This is a genomic window from Alteromonas sp. I10 (assembly GCF_003201515.1).
Classification (GTDB): domain Bacteria; phylum Pseudomonadota; class Gammaproteobacteria; order Enterobacterales; family Alteromonadaceae; genus Alteromonas; species Alteromonas macleodii.
The window spans coordinates 294,902-314,624 of sequence record NZ_QJJN01000001.1 but is presented as its reverse complement, the minus strand read 5'-3'; the positions used below and the strand labels follow the sequence as shown (position 1 = coordinate 314,624).

Below are 19,723 nucleotides of genomic sequence, written 5' to 3'. Positions count from 1 at the left end.
TGTTACTAAACAGGGCTTTTTTCTTTTTATAGGCCTTGAAAAAAGTGGCTTATGCTTCAATTGCATGACAGTTTTATTTAATGGAATAAGATAGCTATTTTAAATAGCAAAATCGCATACTACTTTTGAAATTAAATATGTTATCGTTCTATGCAGAAAAATAACCCATATATAACTTTTTTGTATATAACATAAAATTCGGACTTCAAAATGACTGCTAGTATCCCGTCTGTAACGCATTTGAAACAACTCGAAGCCGAGAGTATCCAGATTTTCCGTGAGGTTGCTGCTGAGTTTGAAAACCCAGTTATGCTTTACTCTGTAGGAAAAGACTCTTCTGTACTGCTTCACCTTGCCCGTAAAGCGTTCGCGCCCGGCAAAATTCCTTTCCCACTATTACACGTAGATACCACGTGGAAGTTTGGTGAAATGATTAAGTTCCGTGACGAACAAGCTAAGAAGCACGGTTTTGATTTGCTTGTTCACATCAATGAAGAAGGTGTTGAAGCTGGTGTTGGCCCATTTAGCCACGGTTCAGCAAAACATACTGACATCATGAAAACTCAAGCACTTAAGCAAGCGCTTAACAAATATAAGTTCGATGCGGCATTTGGTGGCGCTCGACGCGACGAGGAAAAATCACGTGCCAAAGAACGTGTTTACTCATTCCGCGACAGCAACCACCGCTGGGACCCAAAAAACCAGCGTCCAGAGCTTTGGAATATTTATAACTCTCAGGTTAATAAAGGCGAAAGCATTCGTGTATTCCCAATGTCTAACTGGACTGAGCTAGATATCTGGCAATACATCTACCTAGAAAACATCGATATTCCGCAACTATACCTTTCTAAGCCTCGCCCTGTCGTTGAGCGCGACGGCGTTCTTATTATGGTTGACGACGACCGTATGCCGCTAGAAGAAGGTGAAGTACCAGAGATGCGCTCTGTGCGTTTCCGTACTCTTGGCTGTTACCCACTTACCGGTGCGGTAGAATCAGAAGCAGCTACCCTACCTGAAGTTATCCAAGAAATGCTGCTTACCAAGACGTCTGAACGTCAGGGCCGAGTTATCGACCATGACAGCGCAGGCTCTATGGAGAAGAAGAAAATGGAAGGGTACTTCTAATGGCCACCGACAACGTTGTTTGGCATAAACACGAAGTAAACAAGACCACCCGCTCTGAAAAGCTTGGTCAAACGCCTCGTGTATTCTGGCTAACGGGTTTAAGCGGCTCTGGTAAATCGACATTAGCCAACCTGCTTGAGAAAAAGCTTCACGAGCAGAACAAGCACACCTATCTGCTTGACGGCGACAACGTGCGCCACGGTCTGTGTGGCGATTTAGGTTTCAGCGATAAAGATCGCGTTGAAAACATTCGCCGCATTAGCGAAGTCGCTAAACTTTTTGTCGATGCCGGTACCATTGTGCTTACCGCTTTTATCTCGCCTTTCAAAGCCGACCGCGATTATTGCCGCAGCTTAATGGAAGACGGAGAGTTTGTAGAAGTGTTTATCGATACACCTCTTGAAGTGTGTGAAAAACGCGACCCGAAAGGGCTATACAAGAAAGCGCGTGGCGGTGAAATTAAGGACTTCACAGGTATTGATTCAGCCTATGAAGCGCCTGAAGCGCCAGAAGTACACTTAACCTATCAGGATGAACCAGCAGAGCAAACCGCTGAGCGATTGTATGCTTTGCTTCAAGAAAAGGGATTGGTGTAATGACACAGCCTTTAAATAGTCTTGCACAAAAAGTGCTAGCTATCGCCAAAGAAGCTGGCGATAAGATAATGGCCATTTACGAGAAAGACTTCGCCATTTATGAAAAGCAGGATACCAGCCCGCTAACAGAAGCTGACCTTGCCGCACATAACGTAATCGTAAACGCCCTTGAAGCTGAATCTGACCTGCCGATTCTTTCTGAAGAGTCAGCAGATATTTCATGGGAAGAGCGCAAAACGTGGTCGTCATACTGGCTGGTAGACCCGCTAGACGGCACTAAAGAGTTTATTAAGAAAAACGGTGAGTTTACGGTAAATATTGCACTTATCGAAAACGGTAAACCGACCATGGGTGTGGTTTACGCGCCAGCACTAAACAAAAGCTATGTAGGTATTGTTGGTGAAGGTGCGTGGACTGAAGTAAATGGCGAATTTACCGCTATTTCTGCGCGCAAGCACGATGGTGCCGAAGTGTGGAAAGTGGTAGGTAGTCGTTCTCACCAAAGCCCAGAAATTCAGAATTTATTGGCACAGCTTAAAGGTGAAACCGAGCTTGTGGCGATGGGTAGCTCACTGAAGCTTTGCTTGGTGGCTGAGGGCGAAGCACATCTTTACCCTCGATTAGGCCCAACATCTGAATGGGACACGGGAGCAGCGCACGCCGTCGCACTAGCGGCAGGCGCAAACGTAACCGTACTAGACCCTGAAAACCCATTAGATGACAACGCTGACGCTCTTACGTACAACCAAAAAGAGTCTGTGTTAAACCCCTTTTTCCTTGTGAGCGCATAACATGAACAATGAAAACGAATTATTGAGACAGGACATTCTGTCTTACCTAGAACAACACGAAAAGAAAGACATGCTACGTTTCCTTACCTGCGGTAGCGTAGACGACGGTAAAAGTACCCTAATTGGTCGCTTGCTTCACGATTCTAAAATGATTTATGAAGACCAACTTGCAGCTATCACTAAAGACAGTAAAAAAGTGGGCACTACCGGCGAGAAAGTTGACCTTGCCCTTCTTGTAGACGGTCTTCAGTCTGAGCGTGAGCAAGGGATTACTATCGACGTAGCATACCGCTACTTTTCTACTGACAAGCGTAAGTTTATTATCGCAGATACTCCGGGGCACGAGCAGTACACCCGTAACATGGTAACCGGTGCGTCAACGTGCGACCTTGCTATTATTCTTGTTGATGCTCGCGGCGGCGTTAAGGTACAAACGAAACGTCACTCGTTCCTGGTTTCTCTTCTAGGTATAAAACACGTTATTGTTGCTATCAACAAAATGGACTTGATGGACTATTCAGAAGAAGTGTACAAGCAAATTCAGGAAGACTACCTGAAGTTTGCTGAGCAGCTTGATATTCCTGACATTCAGTTCGTACCTATTTCAGCACTTGAAGGCGACAACGTAGTAAGCAAGAGCGAAAAGACACCATGGTTTGACGGCACGCCACTTATGGAAATGTTGGAAAACATTGAAATTGGTGAAGACGATAACTTAGAAGATTTTCGCTTCCCTGTACAATACGTTAACCGCCCTAACTTAGATTTCCGCGGCTTTGCGGGTACCGTGGTATCTGGCCAAGTTGCACCTGGTGATGAAGTAACGGCACTTCCTTCTGGTAAGAAATCAAAGGTGAAGCAAGTCGTTACGTTTGAAGGCGACCAAGAGCGCGCTTATGTACCTCAAGCAGTAACGTTAACGCTAGAAGATGAAATTGACATCTCTCGTGGCGATATGATTGTAAAATCAGACAACTTGCCACTGCTTAACACGCAATTTAAAACTCACCTTGTGTGGATGTCTGAAGAGCCGCTAATGCCAAACAAGCAATACTTGTTTAAGTTCGCGACTAAATCAACGCCGGGGGTAGTTGCTCATATCGATAATCAAATTGATGTGAACACGTTGGAAGAAACGGATGCCATGCACTTAAATCTTAACGAGATTGGTGTAGTAGATGTTAAGTTTACTCAACCTGTTGCCTGCGACCCGTATAAGCGCAACCGCCCTACCGGTTCATTCATCGTCATAGATCGCTTGACCAACGGAACCGTTGGTGCAGGTATGATCATTGACGAAATTGCGGGTGACGCACAGCATACATCACCAAACTTCTCTGAGTTCGAGCTTGAATTCAATGCACTAGTACGCAAGCACTTCCCGCATTGGAACTCTGTGGATATCAGTAAACTTTAAGCAGGACTGGAGCAATATGGATGTGACCCAGTTCATCGTACTGGCAGTATTTGCCGGTACGATATGCGCGCTGATCTTTACCAATCAGCGCCCTTCCACTGTGTTTTCTGGTGCAGTGTTAGCTTTACTGGTTACCCAGCAGTTATCTCTTGATGACATCTTGCTAAATTTAACAAACAAGGGGCTTATTACCCTTGTTTTGTTGCTTTTGGTAAGCAGTGCAATTGATAAAACAGCGCTAATAAAACGCCTAGGTAGGAAACTAGTAAGTGCTAACTTTACTCAATCCTATTGGCGCTTGTTCTCACTGACCTTTTTATCGTCTGCGCTTTTGAACAATACTGCTATTGTGGCAAGCCTTATTGGTCCAATTAAGCAAAACCAATATCATCCTGCCTCTCGATTACTGATCCCGCTCTCATACGCAGCTATTTTAGGCGGTACGGTCACCTTAATCGGTACGTCTACCAACCTAATCGTAGACAGCTTTTTGCAAGAGCACGGGCATCCAGGCTTTAACTTTTTTGACTTCACACTTTATGGCACCGTAGCGGGTTTAAGCTGTGGTCTTCTCATGTTTTTGTTACTGCCTTTGCTACCTCATATTGGCAATAAGAGTAATAACTATCACGAGTATATGGTTGAAGCCGAAGTGGAATCTGGTTCAGAGCTCATAGGCAAAACCGTAGAACAAAACCATTTACGTAACTTACCAGAACTCTTTTTGGTAGAAGTGGTGCGCAATGGCAACCTGATATCTCCTGTTGGGCCTGACCTGGTCATTCTGGAAAACGACAAACTGATCTTCTCTGGCAACGTTCAAAAGCTTGATAATCTTAGCCACATAAAGGGGCTAAGCATGTTTGCTGAGACCGATGGGGTATTGCGTGAGAGCTTAACCGAGGTAGTTGTTGCCAATCGCGCTCAAGTTATTGGGCAAACCATTAAAAAACTTGGCTTTAGAGCCCTATTTGATGCGGCTGTTGTAGCCATTCGCCGCGATGGAGAGCAGCTGTCAGGCAAGTTAGGAGAAATAAAGCTTCAAGCAGGTGACTTCTTACTTTTAGCTACAGGCCCAGACTTTGCGACTCGTCAAAATTTAAATAAAAACTTTTTTATTTTGTCAGAGCAAAAAATAGCCCGCCCACTAACCAACAAGCAAGAGTGGATTACCCTTGGCGGCTTCCTTTCCACAGTGTTATTAGCTGCAACTAATGTCATTTCACTGGCTATTGGTCTGCTGTTTTTAGCCGCTGTGCTAATTGGCGTAAGAGTAACGTCAAACGGCGAAATGAAGCGAAACTTACCGTTGAATTTGATTGTTGTGATTGTAGGCGCGCTAAGCCTGGCAACCGCATTAGAAAATTCAGGAGTTATTAATATAACCACCGAGGCACTTATGCCGGTGTTGTCGGGTACTGACTGGTTCATAGCATTGTTAGTCATCTACTTGCTAACACTGGTTTTAACAGAGTTCGTTACCAACAACGCTGCTGCGGCGTTAATGTTCCCGTTTGCCTACGGGTTAGTGCAAATCATTGGCGCACCGCTAATGCCATTTGCATTAGCGGTAGCATTTGCAGCAAGTGCCAGTTTTATTTCACCATTCGGTTATCAAACCAACTTGCTTGTTTATAATGCGGCGAATTATAAGTTTTCGCATTTTATAAAAATTGGACTGCCTATTTCGCTGTTGTATAGCACCATAGTTTTGACACTGCTTAATATTACTTATTTGTAAGGTCTTGCAGCGTGTTTTGAGAGCGCATAGAAAATCGCCAAAAATAGAGCAGCAATCAGCAGTATTACGTAAAGGGAAGCAAGCGCTTCCCTTTTTTTATTTATAACCTTTCAATACATTCATTTTCTCTTACAAATATCAAGATGTTGTGCTGTACAACACCTGTAGCCAACAGTAATCTATAACTCAATTTATTGCCTGCCTGTTGGCAAGCTAACAATGACTCATGGCTTTAACCGAAGCCAGAGTAATAAGAAAAACGAAATAGGAGCAAGGGATGCACAATGTAACGAACCCCTTTCAAGCGTGTAACGATATTTTCTTCAAGCCTAATGGCGTATTTAAAGCAGTAGGTGAAAACAACAATTGGAGCTGGATGCCATTTATTTTGATCATGGCTATTTCGCTTGTTTCCCAGTACTTGTATGTAAACTTCGTTGACATTGAATGGTTCGCTCAGATGAATATTGCCGCGCAAGGGGATATGAGTCCGGCAGAAGAAGAGCAAATGAAGGCCTTCTTCACCAGGGATGCTTTGCTTTGGTCATCGGTTATAGGTGCCTTTTTTATTCCTATTATCGTAAACGCCATTTACGCCGTGTACGTGAATTTAATGACCCGTTCTGACGACAGTCATGTGTATGGCTTTACTGACTGGTATGGTTTCGCTTGGTGGCTTTCAATGCCTTATGTGCTTACTGGTTTGGTGGGTGTTGCTTTGCTGTTGTTCGTAGGCGACCATCAAGTAGCGCCATCAATTTTATCGCCAGCGTCCCTTGGGTATATTGCGAATATCCCGATGGACTCGCCTTGGTACGCTTTCGGCCAGGCGTTAAGGGTAGAGCTATTCTGGGGCATTTATTTAGCCACCGTAGGCATTACTCAATGGACCGCCTTTTCTCTTAAAAAAGCGGCATTAATTGCAAGTGCACCTTATATTGTTATCTACGGCATCTGGTTGATTGCCCTCGCCTTGTTCTAATTAAGCTTGCGAATGTAACGCGCCCACTATACGAAAAGTGCGCTGTGCTATTAATACAGTAGTTATGAATATAATCTTTGTGATTACAGTGTTTTAGTACAGCGTTTCTATAAACTGGCCGCGCAGCCTTACTTTAAAAAGACGCACCCTTTCATTTCTTTCACTAACCATGAAAAGCATCATTGCCGCTTTTGTCGTCACACGAAGTATCATTATACCAATCCGCATAGATCATTACCCACTCAGCGAGAGTTAAAATGTTCGTAATCGCGGCGTGTTACCGCAGGTATAGTGGTTCTACATCAAGGTGACACAACAAAGAGTACGGACATTTTAAACTCGCCCTTCGGGAAGGTTTGGCAAGCTTCCTAGCTTCATTCTGGGAATTTGAAAGGTAACAGCCATTCCTGCATTCCCTCGCTTTGCTAGGAAACTTGCCAGCGCCTTCTGAGTGGGTAATGATCTATGCGGATTGGTATTACACCCACAGCGGCAGCTGTTTCGTTGGCTTAGACCCTTGTCGTAACGGCCTGAAATAATCTTTATTTTGATAAAACTTCGCATCCTGCGGTGAATGCCATAAAGGCACGCCTAACAAAGGAAGGGGCTTTAAGAGCGGTGTGACCTGAAAAGCATCGAGTGCTGAAATTCGGGCTGACATTGCATCGTCGAGTACGGCGCGTTGTTGCCATTTATCGAGCTCACTAAATCCTTGAGGCACTGAAACCGCGAGCCACTTTCCAGTAAGCCCAATAAACGGGTTCAGCATCATTTCTAAATTCGCATGCCCAAATACATAGGGCGTTACTTCAGCATGCCAACGCCCTCGATTTGCTAGAAATACCTGTTCCCATTCATGGGTGGCCAGTTGCTGTAGGAAAACTTCTAGCGATTCAACGCCACTTGGTCTGGGCTCTTCTATCGCCAGCACCACGCCACACTCATCAAAGTGGGTAATCCGATTGCGACGTGCGGTGCGAGGGTTTACGCCGTACGCCTCGATATCGCTTATATGCAGTTCATTTAATAAGGATTTTGTTTTGGGAAATTGCAGCCAGATCAGTGCATTAAACAAATCGTGCCAGCTTTGCTCTCTGGTAGGGACAACCCCATCTTCACTAATAATCGTTTCATAGTAACGCTGTTCATCTTCTGAAAACTGACTCTGTCCTTGAAATACAGGCCCCGTCCATTGCTTGTGATATCTAGATGTAAGTTCATTTAGCACATCAGGAGATGGAAACTTACTATGACTCATTAAACCGAGTTCATCTAAAAGAATGGTTACAGGATAACTTGCGTGTTTTTTTAAGTAGTCTTTACAGAAAGGGATTGAGTCTGATTGCATATCAACTATTGGTTCGCTCTGGGGTTTTCTCTATACTGAGCAAGTATTGTAGAGCAAACAGAGACTAACAATGAAAAAAATGTTTTTGCCATTGCTTGTACCTACCCTTCTGGGCGTAAGTGCTTGCACACCTAACAACGACAGCGCGTCACAAGATCAGTCTGCGAAAAAACAGATGCCTGTGGCGTCTAACTTTGACAGTGTTTACAACAATATTTCAGACGCCGATATTCGCGAGCCATTAAAGGTACTGTCTTCAGATGAGTTTGAGGGCCGTTTACCGACGACTGAAGGCGAAAAGAAAACCATTGAATACTTGGTTAGTGAATTTACCAAAGCGGGGCTTAAACCGGGTAACGGGGATAGCTTTTTACAAAAAGTAGCCCTTATGGAAATTACTGCTGACCCAGATATGACCATGACTATTGGCGACAATAACTTCGCGTATAAAGAGCAAATGGTTGCCTCTTCTAAGCGAGAACAGAGCTCAGTTTCCCTTGAAGATTCAGAATTAGTCTTCGTTGGCTATGGTGTGAATGCACCAGAGTACGACTGGAACGACTACGAAGGGTTAGATGTTGAAGGCAAAACCGTCGTCATGCTAATTAATGACCCGGGATTTGAAAATCCAGAAAGTGGTAAGTTTCAAGGCACAACGATGACCTACTACGGTCGTTGGAGCTACAAATATGAAGAAGCGAGCCGTCAGGGCGCTGCTGGCGCCATTATTGTTCACGAAACAGCCCCTGCCTCTTACGGCTGGTCAGTTGTTGCTAACAGCTGGAGCGGTCCGCAGTACGGCCTAGTAAGTGCCGACAAAGGAGCAAGTCGTGTGGCTGTTGAAGGTTGGTTAACGTTAGATGCGGCGAAAAAAGTGTTTGCTGATGCAGGGCTCGACTTTGACCAAGAGAAAGCAAACGCCATGCAAGGTCCTTACAACAAAGCAATGGATATCAAAGCATCGGTTACGGTTAACAACACCTTCAAAAAGTCAGAGAGCAACAACGTTATCGCGACTCTGCCGGGCGCAGAGTTTCCTGATGAGCATATTATCTACACGGCACATTGGGATCATTTAGGTAAAGATGAGAGCAAAGAAGGCGACCAAATCTATAATGGCGCTCATGATAATGCCACGGGCACTGCGGCTATTCTAGCCATGGCCAAAGCATATTCAGAGTTGACGCCTGCACCAAAACGCTCGGTATCATTTTTAGTAGTAACTGCTGAAGAGCAAGGGCTGTTAGGCAGTAAATATTATGCAAGCAATCCTGTTATTCCGATTGAAAATACGGTTGCTAATATCAACATGGACGCAATGAACGTATTAGGTAAGACCAAAAACGTTGCCGTTGTAGGCATGGGTAAGTCAGAAATGGAAGACTATCTTGAAGCCGCTGCGGCTAAGCAAGGTCGTACACTGACTCAAGAAGACAGACCAGAAGCTGGGTACTACTACCGCTCAGATCACTTCAGCTTTGCCAAGCAAGGTGTTCCAGCACTGTACGCTGAAGGCGGAAATGAACCAGCAGATGAAGAGACAGCCAAATACAGAAAACGTATGAATGTCATTGTTACGGGCTGCTATCACCAAGTGTGCGATCAGTATCGTGACGATTGGGATTTAAGCGGTATCGTGCAAGACACACAAATGCTGTTTGATGTGGGTGTAGGTGTTGCAAATGCAGAGGCTTGGCCGAAGTGGAATGAAGCAAGCGAGTTCCAGCGCCAAAACTAAATCACCTTGACGTAAAAACGCAAAGAAGGCCGCGTCTTCTTTATCGTTAATAAAGGGTTTCTTCGTGAAACCCTTTTTTATTGACCCGCATTAATTTACTACCCTCTACATTTGAACTCACTTCCCTCTATATTAAGCACTGCTTACCGCATTCATAAGCTTACCTTTGCATGGAATTAGGATAAAAATGTTAATAAACGGCTATTTTGGGATAAATGGAATAAGAATTTCCATTTTCTCATCATAATGTACTTGCAATTTCCTGTCAGACTGGCACATTCAGGGGCACGCGAATAAGAATAACAACAAATCATCGCCCACTCGTACGCGAGTACCGACAGAAAAAACTTCTATTATTTTTTTCAACAAGTGAACAGAGAGAATCCGTTATATGTGTGGTATTTTCGGTATCCTTGATATCAAAACCGATGTGTCTGAACTCAGAACCCAAGCCCTCGATTTATCAAAACTTTTGCGCCACCGTGGCCCTGACTGGTCGGGTATCTGGAATAATGACAATACCATTCTTTGTCACGAAAGATTGGCGATTGTCGACGTTGATACAGGTGCGCAGCCTCTTATCAGCCAAAACGATAAACAAATTCTTGCCGTTAACGGCGAGATTTACAACCACAAGCAACTTGCTGCTAATCTAGATGAGCCGTACCCATTTAAAACCCGTTCTGATTGCGAAGTTATTCTTCCGCTTTTTCAGCAAAAAGGCATCGACTTTATCGATGAACTAGAGGGTATGTTTGCGTTCATTCTATACGATGAAGAACAAGACGCTTACCTTATTGCCCGCGACCATATTGGTATTATTCCGCTTTATACCGGTTACGATGAACACGGTAACTTCTATGTTTCATCTGAAATGAAAGCGTTAGCAGGCGTATGTAAGACAATCAGTGAGTTCCCTCCTGGCCACTACCTGTGGAGCAAAGAAGGTAAAATTACCAAGTACTACAAACGCGACTGGATGGAATACGACAACGTAAAAGACAACACCAGCAACCTAGAAGAGCTACGTGTAGCATTCGAGAAAGCGGTGAAGTCACACATGATGTCTGACGTTCCATACGCTGTACTTCTATCGGGCGGTTTGGACTCTTCACTGGTTTCAGCTGTCGCTGCGCAGTACGTTGCAAAGCGCGTTGAAGACGAAGATAAGACAGATGCATGGTGGCCTCGCCTGCACAGTTTTGCTGTAGGTCTTGAAGGAGCACCTGATCTTAAAGCAGCGAAGAAAGTGGCCGACATGATTGGCACCGTACACCATGAAATTCACTTTACCATTCAAGAAGGTTTAGATGCCCTCCGTGATGTTATCTATCACTTGGAAACCTACGATACAACAACGATCCGCGCCGCTACTCCAATGTACTTAATGACACGCAAGATTAAAGCGATGGGCATTAAAATGGTGCTATCGGGTGAAGGTTCTGATGAAATTTTTGGTGGTTACCTGTATTTCCATAAAGCGCCAAACGCCAAAGAATTCCACGAAGAAACGGTACGTAAACTTGATCGTCTACATATGTTTGACTGTGCGCGTGCTAACAAAGCCACATCGGCATGGGGTGTAGAAGCTCGTGTTCCATTCTTAGATAAGAACTTCATTGACGTAGCTATGCGTTTAAACCCACAAGACAAAATGTGTCTAGATGGAAAAATGGAGAAGTGGATCCTTCGTAAAGCGTTTGATAACGGCGAAACCCTTCCAGCAGAAGTACTGTGGCGTCAAAAAGAGCAGTTTGGTGATGGTGTAGGTTATTCGTGGATTGATTCAATTCGCGATTTCGTTGAAAACGAAGTGACTGATCAGCAACTTGCAACAGCGGAATTCCGCTTCCCAGTTAACACACCAGACACCAAAGAAGGCTACTACTACCGCACTATTTTCGAGAGCTACTTTCCTCAAGAAAGTGCGGCGCGCTGTGTGCCAGGCGGTAAATCTATTGCGTGTAGTACAGCAGAAGCACTTGAGTGGGATGAGAGCTTTAAAAACAATGCAGATCCTTCTGGCCGTTCGATGAAAGGCGTCCACGCTGGCGAGTCTTAATAGACAATCGTACAAGCAGAGCTAACATTTAAAAAAACGCGGCCTAAGCCGCGTTTTTTATTGTCTATTTATTCTTTTGAATCTTCTGTTTTTGGTTTATACCATAAAGCAGAATTAGTAAGAGGGGTCTCAATGGGTAATAACGGATTTTCGAGAGTGAAAATTTTACGCTCATTAACCCCTAAAGAGGCTAAGATTGGGGCGTACGTAGATTCAAATAACGCATCAAAAGACCCATCTTCAATGGCTCTGTTAAGGCCTGTTTCAATAAGATTCGCTAACGTTTTGTTACTTGAACTTACAAAGTAATACATAGCGGTGGGGTAATACAGCGCCATTGAAGGCTCAAGGTAAAGATTGTTACGACGACCTTCCACCTCCAGCTCTGCGTCCACTTCCATAACAGAACGAGGAAAAAAGTCCCCTTTACCTTGTTTAATCATGTCATACGCTTCGCGAAACTCAGGCACAGTAAACACGTTAAACCCGTTGGCTTGAAGAATTTTGGTGTCCGGCCATTCTTCACCCTGAATGGGTATAAGTTTACGCATGTCGGTCAGCGATAATACATCGTCGAACTTCGTCTTTTTATTTTCGTTAATAACGAAAACACGAAGACCTATAAGCCCTTTTGCGATTGGAATACGAATCGGGGTCAGTTCCTTCTCGCGCTGGCTGTCCGTCATACTCCATACTACGTTAACTTCTCTGTTTTCACGCAGCTGACGCATCGCTTTGCCCGTCAGCAATATACGATCAGAAGGGCGTAGCTCATAATTTACGCCGGTTTTATCGAGCGCAAGTTTAAGCAGTGCTATCGGATATTGAGCACGGGCATCTGAGTCGTCAATCGGACGCGGATAAGTGATTGTCCAAGTAGCGGCCTCAACCATTGATGCAGCAGTAAAAGAACATAAAGCGACGGCCGCTATCACGGCTTTTTTTAGCAGATTAAAGCTATGCATCTTCTTTATGTCCTTTGTTAATTTGATTACTTAAGCGCAAGACGTGTTTGCCACAAAGGCGGCGCATTTCAAACACTTATTCAATACCAATGTATTTATGTGTTTGTAAAGATAGCCGCCAGTTACGTTCAATACAAGTACGCACTGCAAGTTCTGTGGCTCTCTTTTGCTGGCTAATTGGTTGTAAACAAACCTGTTTTCCGTCTAATGACGATACATTAGCAAGCAGCGCATCAAGCTCGTCAATATGCTTTTGCATTGCGATTGGGTGCTTGATTTCATTCGCTCTTTCAAGGGCACTTACTAAGACGTCATATCCGCCTTTCATGTTTATTTTAGGAGAAACCGTCACATACGTACGCGTGTCACAAAGTACTTCAAAAGTACCGCTGGTCTCTATTTGTGTTGTGTATCCGTTGTCGTGAAGTAGGCTCGTCAGAGGACGCAGGTCGTACATACATGGCTCACCGCCGGTAATAACCACATGCTTTGCCACATAGCCTTGTTTCCCAAACTCAGCCAGCAAAGCCTCCTCACTGGAGATGAAATAGGTTTCAGACTCTTCGCCTTTTGTGATCACTGCTTGTGGCGACACACTCAAGTCAGGCTTAATTTCCCACGTATGTTTTGTATCACACCATGGACAGCCCACAGGACAGCCTTGTAAACGAACAAAGATAGAGGGAATACCAGTGTGAGCACCTTCACCCTGGATAGTTTCAAACATCTCATTGATGTTTAATGTGGACATTACAGACAATTTGACACCCTTTAACGATTGTATGTTGGGATTTTACCAAGGATCACATAAAATTCGGGCATAATTTCTTAAATCTTCGAAAAACTATGTCAGAAAACGTTGTTGTTATCTATTCAGGAGGCATGGACTCCTTCACAGTGCTGCATAAGGCGCTAAAAGCAGGCAAAAAAGTTCATGCACTAAGCTTTAACTACGGACAACGCCACAAGAAAGAACTCGATTATGCTGCCAACGTGTGTAATTCGCTTAACGTTCCCCACAAAATTGTAGATATTAGCGCCATAAATACGCTCATAGGGGGTTCAGCGTTAACCTCAGATATCGAAGTTCCAGAAGGCCACTATGAAGAGCCAAGCATGAAACAAACCGTGGTGCCCAATCGCAACATGATTTTGTTATCGCTGGCCGTTGGCTACGCGGTCAGTCTAGACGCTAACGAAGTATACTATGGCGCTCACTCTGGCGATCATGCCATTTACCCAGACTGCCGCCCCGAGTTTGTTCATAAAATGAATGATGTGTGCGGCATTGCGAATTATACACCGGTTACGATTATGACGCCTTATATCGACGACAGCAAAACCGCTATCTTGACCGATGGTCTGTCAATGGGACTGGATTACGGCCAAACGTGGACCTGTTACAACGGCAGAGAAAAAGCATGCGGAAAATGCGGTGCGTGCGAAGAGCGCTTAGAGGCGTTCAAGGAAAATAACGCCGTCGATCCTCTAGAATACGAATAGCGTAATCTGAAATAAAAACACCTCTTATTGTTTATAAACGCTTTAATCCAAGCATTTATAAACAATAAGAGGTGTGATCGCAGGTGCTTGCTGCTACTACTTTTGACTCTCTGAAATGAAGTAGCTCAATTCTTTAATACAGTGACGTAATACTGGGTTTAATCGCGTATTTTTTCCATTCATTACAAACAGTTCGTGACTAAATTTAAATAAGCTCCCTTTTGCAATAGGTACGAGCCCAAGTGCAGCGCCCTGCTCTTTCGCCATATAGTCTGGCAGCAAACCAACATATTCGCCGGTCATAATCGCAGACATCGCTGCATCAAATGAGTCAGAGAAAGTTTGAATCGATAATCTGGTTTCATCTTCAATGTAGTTTGCCGACGACAATCCAGAAATACCAATGGCAGGATAATCACCAATTTTTACGCCTTCTGGTAAATCAGTATCGCGATATTTTGCCAAAGGGTGTGTAGGCGCACAGTACAATCGCCCTTCAGTTTTAATGCCGACAGGATGAAAAGTTACTGATTCCGGTTTGACCATGTCATAGGTTGAAACAACGAGGTGGCACTCACCAGATAAAGCGACATGCTCAACTTCATTGTATAAACGAGTTTGGATATTAACGTGAATATCGTCAAACTTCTTCATAGTACTTTTAACCGCTTTACTTACGGCCAAGTGCATAGAAAGTGGAAGGCCAGCCATTAAGACCAAAGTGATATGGCCTGAGTAGTCATCATGAAGCGATTTCAGATTGAAGACAAAATTGTCGAAGGCATTAAAGATGCGTTTGGTTTCTTGGAAAACCACCTCACCCTCTTTTGTCATTTGAAAGCCACCACGGCCGCGATGACATAACACCAAATCTAAACGTTCTTCCAGTTTTTTGATGGCTGCACTGATGTTGGGTCGTTGCATACGCAACACGGGTTCTGCCGCAGTAAATCCGTTGCAGCTCGCTACAGCGTAAAACACACGCAGTAGCTTTATATCTGACTCCTGAAGACGATTAAGCATATTAGCACCTGTTTATAGGTATAGTTATCGATACTCAACTTAGAACTATATTCAACTAATTGTGCTATTACAACGACATTTTGCGGCTTTTCATCTCATTTTTTATTAAAAATTTGAGTTTTGTGCTACCCAAAAACTGACGTCAAGTCGTATTGTCCACAGGAAAAAAGGGGGATTTTCTTACATCAAAAGGAAAAGTGCTGTAGTGAGTTATCCGGTTTTATACGGAAAGAACCCACATACAGCCTCTGCTAGCGGGACACATAGCCATTTTTAAGAGAGTGTAACAACTTGCTTTCGAAGTGCTTCAATATCGTCACGCAATGATGCTGCTTTTTCAAACTCAAGCTCGCGCGCATATTCAAACATCTGCTTCTCAAGCTCCGTGATTTGGTCCATTAATTCAGTAGCACTTGCTGTTTTCTGTTGCTTCTTCTTCTCTTCAACTTTGCGCAGTCTGACTTTTCCAGACGCAGGGTGCGCGCTGTCGCCTAAGTCCATAATATCGGTAATAGGCTTGTTAAGTCGCATCGGCGTTATACCATTTGCTTCATTATGCGCCATTTGCTTTTCACGACGGCGCTCAGTCTCGTCCATCGCTTTTTTCATCGACTTGGTAATACTGTCAGCGTACAAAATAGCTTTACCATTCACGTGACGCGCGGCTCTACCAATAGTCTGAATTAATGAACGCTCGGCTCGCAAAAAGCCTTCTTTATCGGCATCTAAAATCGCCACCAGCGACACTTCCGGCATGTCTAAACCTTCACGTAAAAGGTTAATACCTACCAACACGTCGAATTTACCCAGTCGCAAGTCTCGGATTATTTCAATTCGCTCTACGGTATCGATATCCGAATGCAGATAACGAACTTTAACGCCGTGCTCATTTAAATACTCGCTTAAATCTTCAGCCATACGCTTGGTTAAGGTAGTAATAAGCACACGTTCGTCAAGCTCTACCCGTTTTTGTATTTCAGACAGGACATCATCAACTTGAGTGGCTACAGGACGTACTTCAATAACAGGGTCTAGCAGGCCCGTTGGACGCACAACCTGCTCTACTATCTCACCGTCAGTTTTCTTTAATTCATAATCGCCTGGCGTCGCAGAAACATAGATGGTTTGGGGGCAAATCTGTTCAAATTCTTCAAACTTAAGCGGACGATTGTCCAACGCCGACGGCAGCCTGAAACCAAATTCCACCAAGGTCTCTTTTCTAGAGCGATCCCCGCGATACATTGCTCCTACTTGAGAGACAGTTACGTGAGACTCATCGATAAACATTAGGCCATCTGCTGGAAAATAGTCCAATAAGGTTGGAGGTGGTTCGCCCGGTGCTCTTCCTGAAAGATAGCGAGAGTAATTCTCGATTCCGGAACAATAGCCAAGCTCCATCATCATTTCGATATCGAACTGGGTGCGCTGTGAAATACGCTGCTCTTCAATCAGCTTATTCGCCTCTTGAAGTTGCTTTTTGCGATCGCCAAGTTCTTCCTTGATATGCTCAATAGCATTGAGGATTTTCTCTCGAGGGGTTACATAGTGCGTTTTAGGAAAAACCGTTGCTCGAATAACTGACTTATCGACAGCCCCGGTTAGCGGGTCGAACAGACTAATTTTATCTATTTCATCGTCAAAAAGCTCAACCCTTACGGCTTGCTTTTCAGAGTCCGCAGGGAAGATATCTATAACATCGCCACGCACACGAAACGTACCCCTTTCAAACGCTAAATCGTTGCGCTTGTACTGCAGTTCTGCAAGGCGACGTAAAATGTCACGTTGGTCCATGGTGTCGCCCTGGCGAAGGTGCAATAGCATCTTCATGTAGGATTCAGGGTCACCCAAACCATAAATAGCCGACACACTCGCTACAATGACTACGTCTCTGCGCTCCATCAACGCTTTAGTGGCGGACAGTCGCATTTGTTCAATATGATCATTGATTGACGCGTCTTTCTCAATAAAGGTATCTGTACTTGGAACGTAGGCTTCTGGCTGATAATAATCATAATATGAAACGAAGTACTCTACGGCGTTATTGGGGAAGAATTCTTTCATCTCACCGTAAAGCTGAGCCGCTAATGTTTTGTTGTGTGCAAGAATAAGCGTTGGTCTCTGCACTTCTTTAATGACATTAGCCATGGTAAAGGTTTTACCCGACCCCGTAACACCAAGCAGTGTTTGGCCGGCCAAGCCACTTTCTAGGCCATCCACCAAAGCTTCTATTGCTTTTGGCTGGTCGCCTGCTGGCTTGTATTTAGAATGAAGCTCAAACCCTCTACTCATTTACTTAACCTTTTCTTTAGCTTACTGCTTAACATCTTGCTTGCGGTCAAACTACTCAACATTAAAAACGCACAACCTTAAATAACCGCTCTGGTATTAGCTGTGCTCAGACGTTTCTTTATCTAATTCAAACTGAGTAATCGCACGTTTGAAAACAACAAATGAAACACACGCCATTGCAATATTGGCAATGACCGTTCCTGCAAATAACCCTTTCAGTTCAAATAGAAAACTACCCGCAACGCTGATAGGTACGAAGAAAACAAATAAGCGGATGACACTTAACGTTAATGCCGTCATTGGGCGATGCATGGCATTCAACGATGAGTTAGTCAGAATGATAATGCCTTGCATGCCATAACCCAGCGGTACAATCATAAGAAACAGCTGTATTAGTACGCTTACCTCTGCTTCATTAGCAAAGGCGACGGCTATCCAGCTAGATAGTCCCCACATGACAAGAAAAATGGCGAACTGCCAAACCAGAACAAATTTCAATGTAAGCGAATATGCCGTTTTTACCCGTTCTACTTGGCCTGCCCCAACGTTTTGACTGATAAATGGAGGCAGTGTCATGGAAAGTGCTAGCACAACAATACTTGCAATAGACTCCATTCTATTTCCCACTCCCCACGCTGCAACCGCTTCGGCGCCGTAACCAGCAACTACAGCTGTCATCACGCCACCGGCAACAGGGGTAAGCATATTTGCACCCGCCGCAGGTAGTCCTATTTTGAGAATTTCACGGCTGCTATCACGCAGCTCGGCAAGTGTCAGCAGTCGAGGCAACATCAACTTTCGACGAACGGCTAAAATATAAAGAATCCATAATGCACCAACTATCCACGCTATAAAGGTAGCGAGTGCCGCACCTTTTATTCCCATTGCCGGAATGGGCCCTAGTCCGAAAATGAAAATAGGATCAAGCAACGCGTTTAATCCGCCGCCTGCCGCCATAACAATACTGGGTGTGCGGGTATCGCCACACGCTCGCAGCACACTATTGCCCACCATCGGCATAGCAAGAAAGATGCTCGACAAGTACCATAGCCCCATATAGTCAGATATGTACGGCATGAGATTGTCTGTTGCATTAAGCAACTTAAACACAGGCTCTATGGTGAAAAAGCCAATTGCAGCTAATGTACCCACAAGCAAAACGGACAGCATTAATGAACCCGTCGCATAATGTTGAGACTTGGTTATTTCTTTACTGCCCTGTAACTTGCCTATAATTGCAGAGGTACCAATACCTAAGCCTATGTTTAGGCTTATCACGGTAAAAGTAACGGGAAAGGTAAAACTAATAGCGGCTAAAGGGTCGGTACCCAACAAGCTCACAAAAAAGGTATCGATAAGTCCAAAGCTCATCATCATTACCATTCCCAGTATCATGGGAATGGTCATACGCTTTAACGTAGTACCTATATCTCCTTCCAATAAGTCGGAAGTACGTTGTTTAGCGTTACTTTTTATCACTTGAGCTCCGGCAAACTAAAATCCCCTCATCAATTGCGCGTTAGTGTAAAAGAGTGAACACTATTTAGCTATGCGTATTCGACAAACAAAACAAAGCATAAGAGGGTTGTATGAAAAGCGATGTTTTTGACAAAAATACGTGCGATGAACCATTTCGCTGGCTACGCCACAAAACTACGAGTTTTTTGTAAAAATAAATCAAAACACGTGCGTATTTGTTCATTACAGTTTAATTTCTATCCTGTTTCACTTTTAATATGCAGGCAAAACGTCTCGGGCGCATCTAGCTATCCAAATAGAGCGTTTAAAAGACACACAAAAATGTTAACAAAATGTAAGGCATTGAGAATTAAGATGGATTTCATTGAATAGCATTTAGGCATTCGTTGAATTAACACACAAGCTACTTTTTGTTCAACCGATCTATTCCGATCGAGAAACAAGATCAAAAAAAACACCCTAACCCTCTGTATTAAAAAGCTTATCCACTCAATAACGCCATAACCTGAGTAGATCAATACGTACGCGATCTCGTAAATAACTACAGCGATTCTAAGCTATCAACATAGTTATCCACAGATTTAGTGGATAACTAACGCCAGACCATATTCGGCGGGATTTCGTGCTCGATTAATTTCTCAGCACGTAAGTGGTGACTAACCTT

At 44.1% G+C, this 19,723-nt stretch carries 15 protein-coding genes; 9 read left to right on the top strand and 6 right to left on the bottom strand.

Features of this window, described 5'->3' with window-relative positions; genetic code table 11:
- Positions 1-210 precede the first annotated feature (210 nt).
- From cysD to BZA03_RS01275, 6 genes are all read left to right on the top strand, one after another.
- The gene (gene cysD / locus BZA03_RS01300; protein WP_014948797.1) at positions 211-1,125 is read left to right on the top strand and encodes a sulfate adenylyltransferase subunit CysD; all 915 of its coding nucleotides are present in this window, start codon (positions 211-213) and stop codon (positions 1,123-1,125) included.
- Positions 1,125-1,721 carry an adenylyl-sulfate kinase gene (gene cysC / locus BZA03_RS01295; protein ID WP_110287755.1) on the top strand — a complete coding sequence of 199 codons (597 nt, stop codon included), beginning with the start codon at positions 1,125-1,127 and terminating at the stop codon, positions 1,719-1,721. The genes cysD and cysC overlap by 1 nt, the downstream gene beginning before the upstream one ends.
- Positions 1,721-2,512 (top strand): 3'(2'),5'-bisphosphate nucleotidase CysQ, encoded by a 792-nt coding sequence (gene cysQ, locus BZA03_RS01290; RefSeq protein WP_014975999.1) that lies wholly within the window; start codon positions 1,721-1,723, stop codon positions 2,510-2,512. Before cysC ends, cysQ begins: the two co-directional genes overlap by 1 nt.
- Position 2,513: 1 nt before the next feature.
- Entirely contained in the window at positions 2,514-3,929 is a 1,416-nt protein-coding gene (cysN, locus tag BZA03_RS01285; protein ID WP_110287754.1) for a sulfate adenylyltransferase subunit CysN, read from the top strand.
- 16 nt (positions 3,930-3,945) lie between these two features.
- Positions 3,946-5,670, top strand: a complete 1,725-nt coding sequence (locus BZA03_RS01280; protein ID WP_014948794.1) for an SLC13 family permease — start codon at positions 3,946-3,948, stop codon at positions 5,668-5,670.
- A 277-nt stretch (positions 5,671-5,947) separates the two neighbouring features.
- Positions 5,948-6,652, top strand: coding sequence for a YIP1 family protein (locus tag BZA03_RS01275; protein ID WP_110287753.1), 705 nt, complete (start codon positions 5,948-5,950; stop codon positions 6,650-6,652).
- Between the two features lie 478 nt (positions 6,653-7,130).
- Here BZA03_RS01275 and BZA03_RS01270 read toward each other — a convergent pair whose 3' ends face one another.
- Positions 7,131-8,000, bottom strand: a complete 870-nt coding sequence (locus BZA03_RS01270) for a DUF3025 domain-containing protein (RefSeq protein ID WP_110287752.1) — start codon at positions 7,998-8,000, stop codon at positions 7,131-7,133.
- Positions 8,001-8,070: 70 nt separating this feature from the next.
- On the opposite strand from BZA03_RS01270, the gene BZA03_RS01265 reads away from it, so the two are divergent.
- Entirely contained in the window at positions 8,071-9,738 is a 1,668-nt protein-coding gene (locus tag BZA03_RS01265; protein ID WP_110287751.1) for a M28 family metallopeptidase, read from the top strand.
- Between the two features lie 391 nt (positions 9,739-10,129).
- The gene (gene asnB / locus BZA03_RS01260; RefSeq protein WP_110287750.1) at positions 10,130-11,800 is read left to right on the top strand and encodes an asparagine synthase B; all 1,671 of its coding nucleotides are present in this window, start codon (positions 10,130-10,132) and stop codon (positions 11,798-11,800) included.
- A gap of 68 nt (positions 11,801-11,868) precedes the next feature.
- Here asnB and BZA03_RS01255 read toward each other — a convergent pair whose 3' ends face one another.
- A complete protein-coding gene (locus tag BZA03_RS01255) occupies positions 11,869-12,765 on the bottom strand; it encodes an amino acid ABC transporter substrate-binding protein (protein WP_014948789.1) in 897 nt (298 codons plus the stop codon).
- 76 nt (positions 12,766-12,841) lie between these two features.
- A complete protein-coding gene (queE, locus tag BZA03_RS01250; RefSeq protein WP_014948788.1) occupies positions 12,842-13,516 on the bottom strand; it encodes a 7-carboxy-7-deazaguanine synthase QueE in 675 nt (224 codons plus the stop codon).
- 95 nt (positions 13,517-13,611) lie between these two features.
- On the opposite strand from queE, the gene queC reads away from it, so the two are divergent.
- The gene (queC, locus tag BZA03_RS01245) at positions 13,612-14,268 is read left to right on the top strand and encodes a 7-cyano-7-deazaguanine synthase QueC (RefSeq protein ID WP_014975995.1); all 657 of its coding nucleotides are present in this window, start codon (positions 13,612-13,614) and stop codon (positions 14,266-14,268) included.
- Between the two features lie 96 nt (positions 14,269-14,364).
- Here queC and BZA03_RS01240 read toward each other — a convergent pair whose 3' ends face one another.
- The 3 genes from BZA03_RS01240 to BZA03_RS01230 form a co-directional block, all read right to left on the bottom strand.
- Positions 14,365-15,291: a LysR family transcriptional regulator gene (locus BZA03_RS01240; protein WP_014948786.1), complete on the bottom strand. Its 927-nt coding sequence runs from the start codon at positions 15,289-15,291 to the stop codon at positions 14,365-14,367.
- 273 nt (positions 15,292-15,564) lie between these two features.
- Entirely contained in the window at positions 15,565-17,580 is a 2,016-nt protein-coding gene (gene uvrB, locus BZA03_RS01235) for an excinuclease ABC subunit UvrB (RefSeq protein ID WP_014948785.1), read from the bottom strand.
- A gap of 96 nt (positions 17,581-17,676) precedes the next feature.
- Positions 17,677-19,059, bottom strand: coding sequence for an MATE family efflux transporter (locus BZA03_RS01230; protein WP_181417273.1), 1,383 nt, complete (start codon positions 19,057-19,059; stop codon positions 17,677-17,679).
- Positions 19,060-19,723 lie beyond the last annotated feature (664 nt).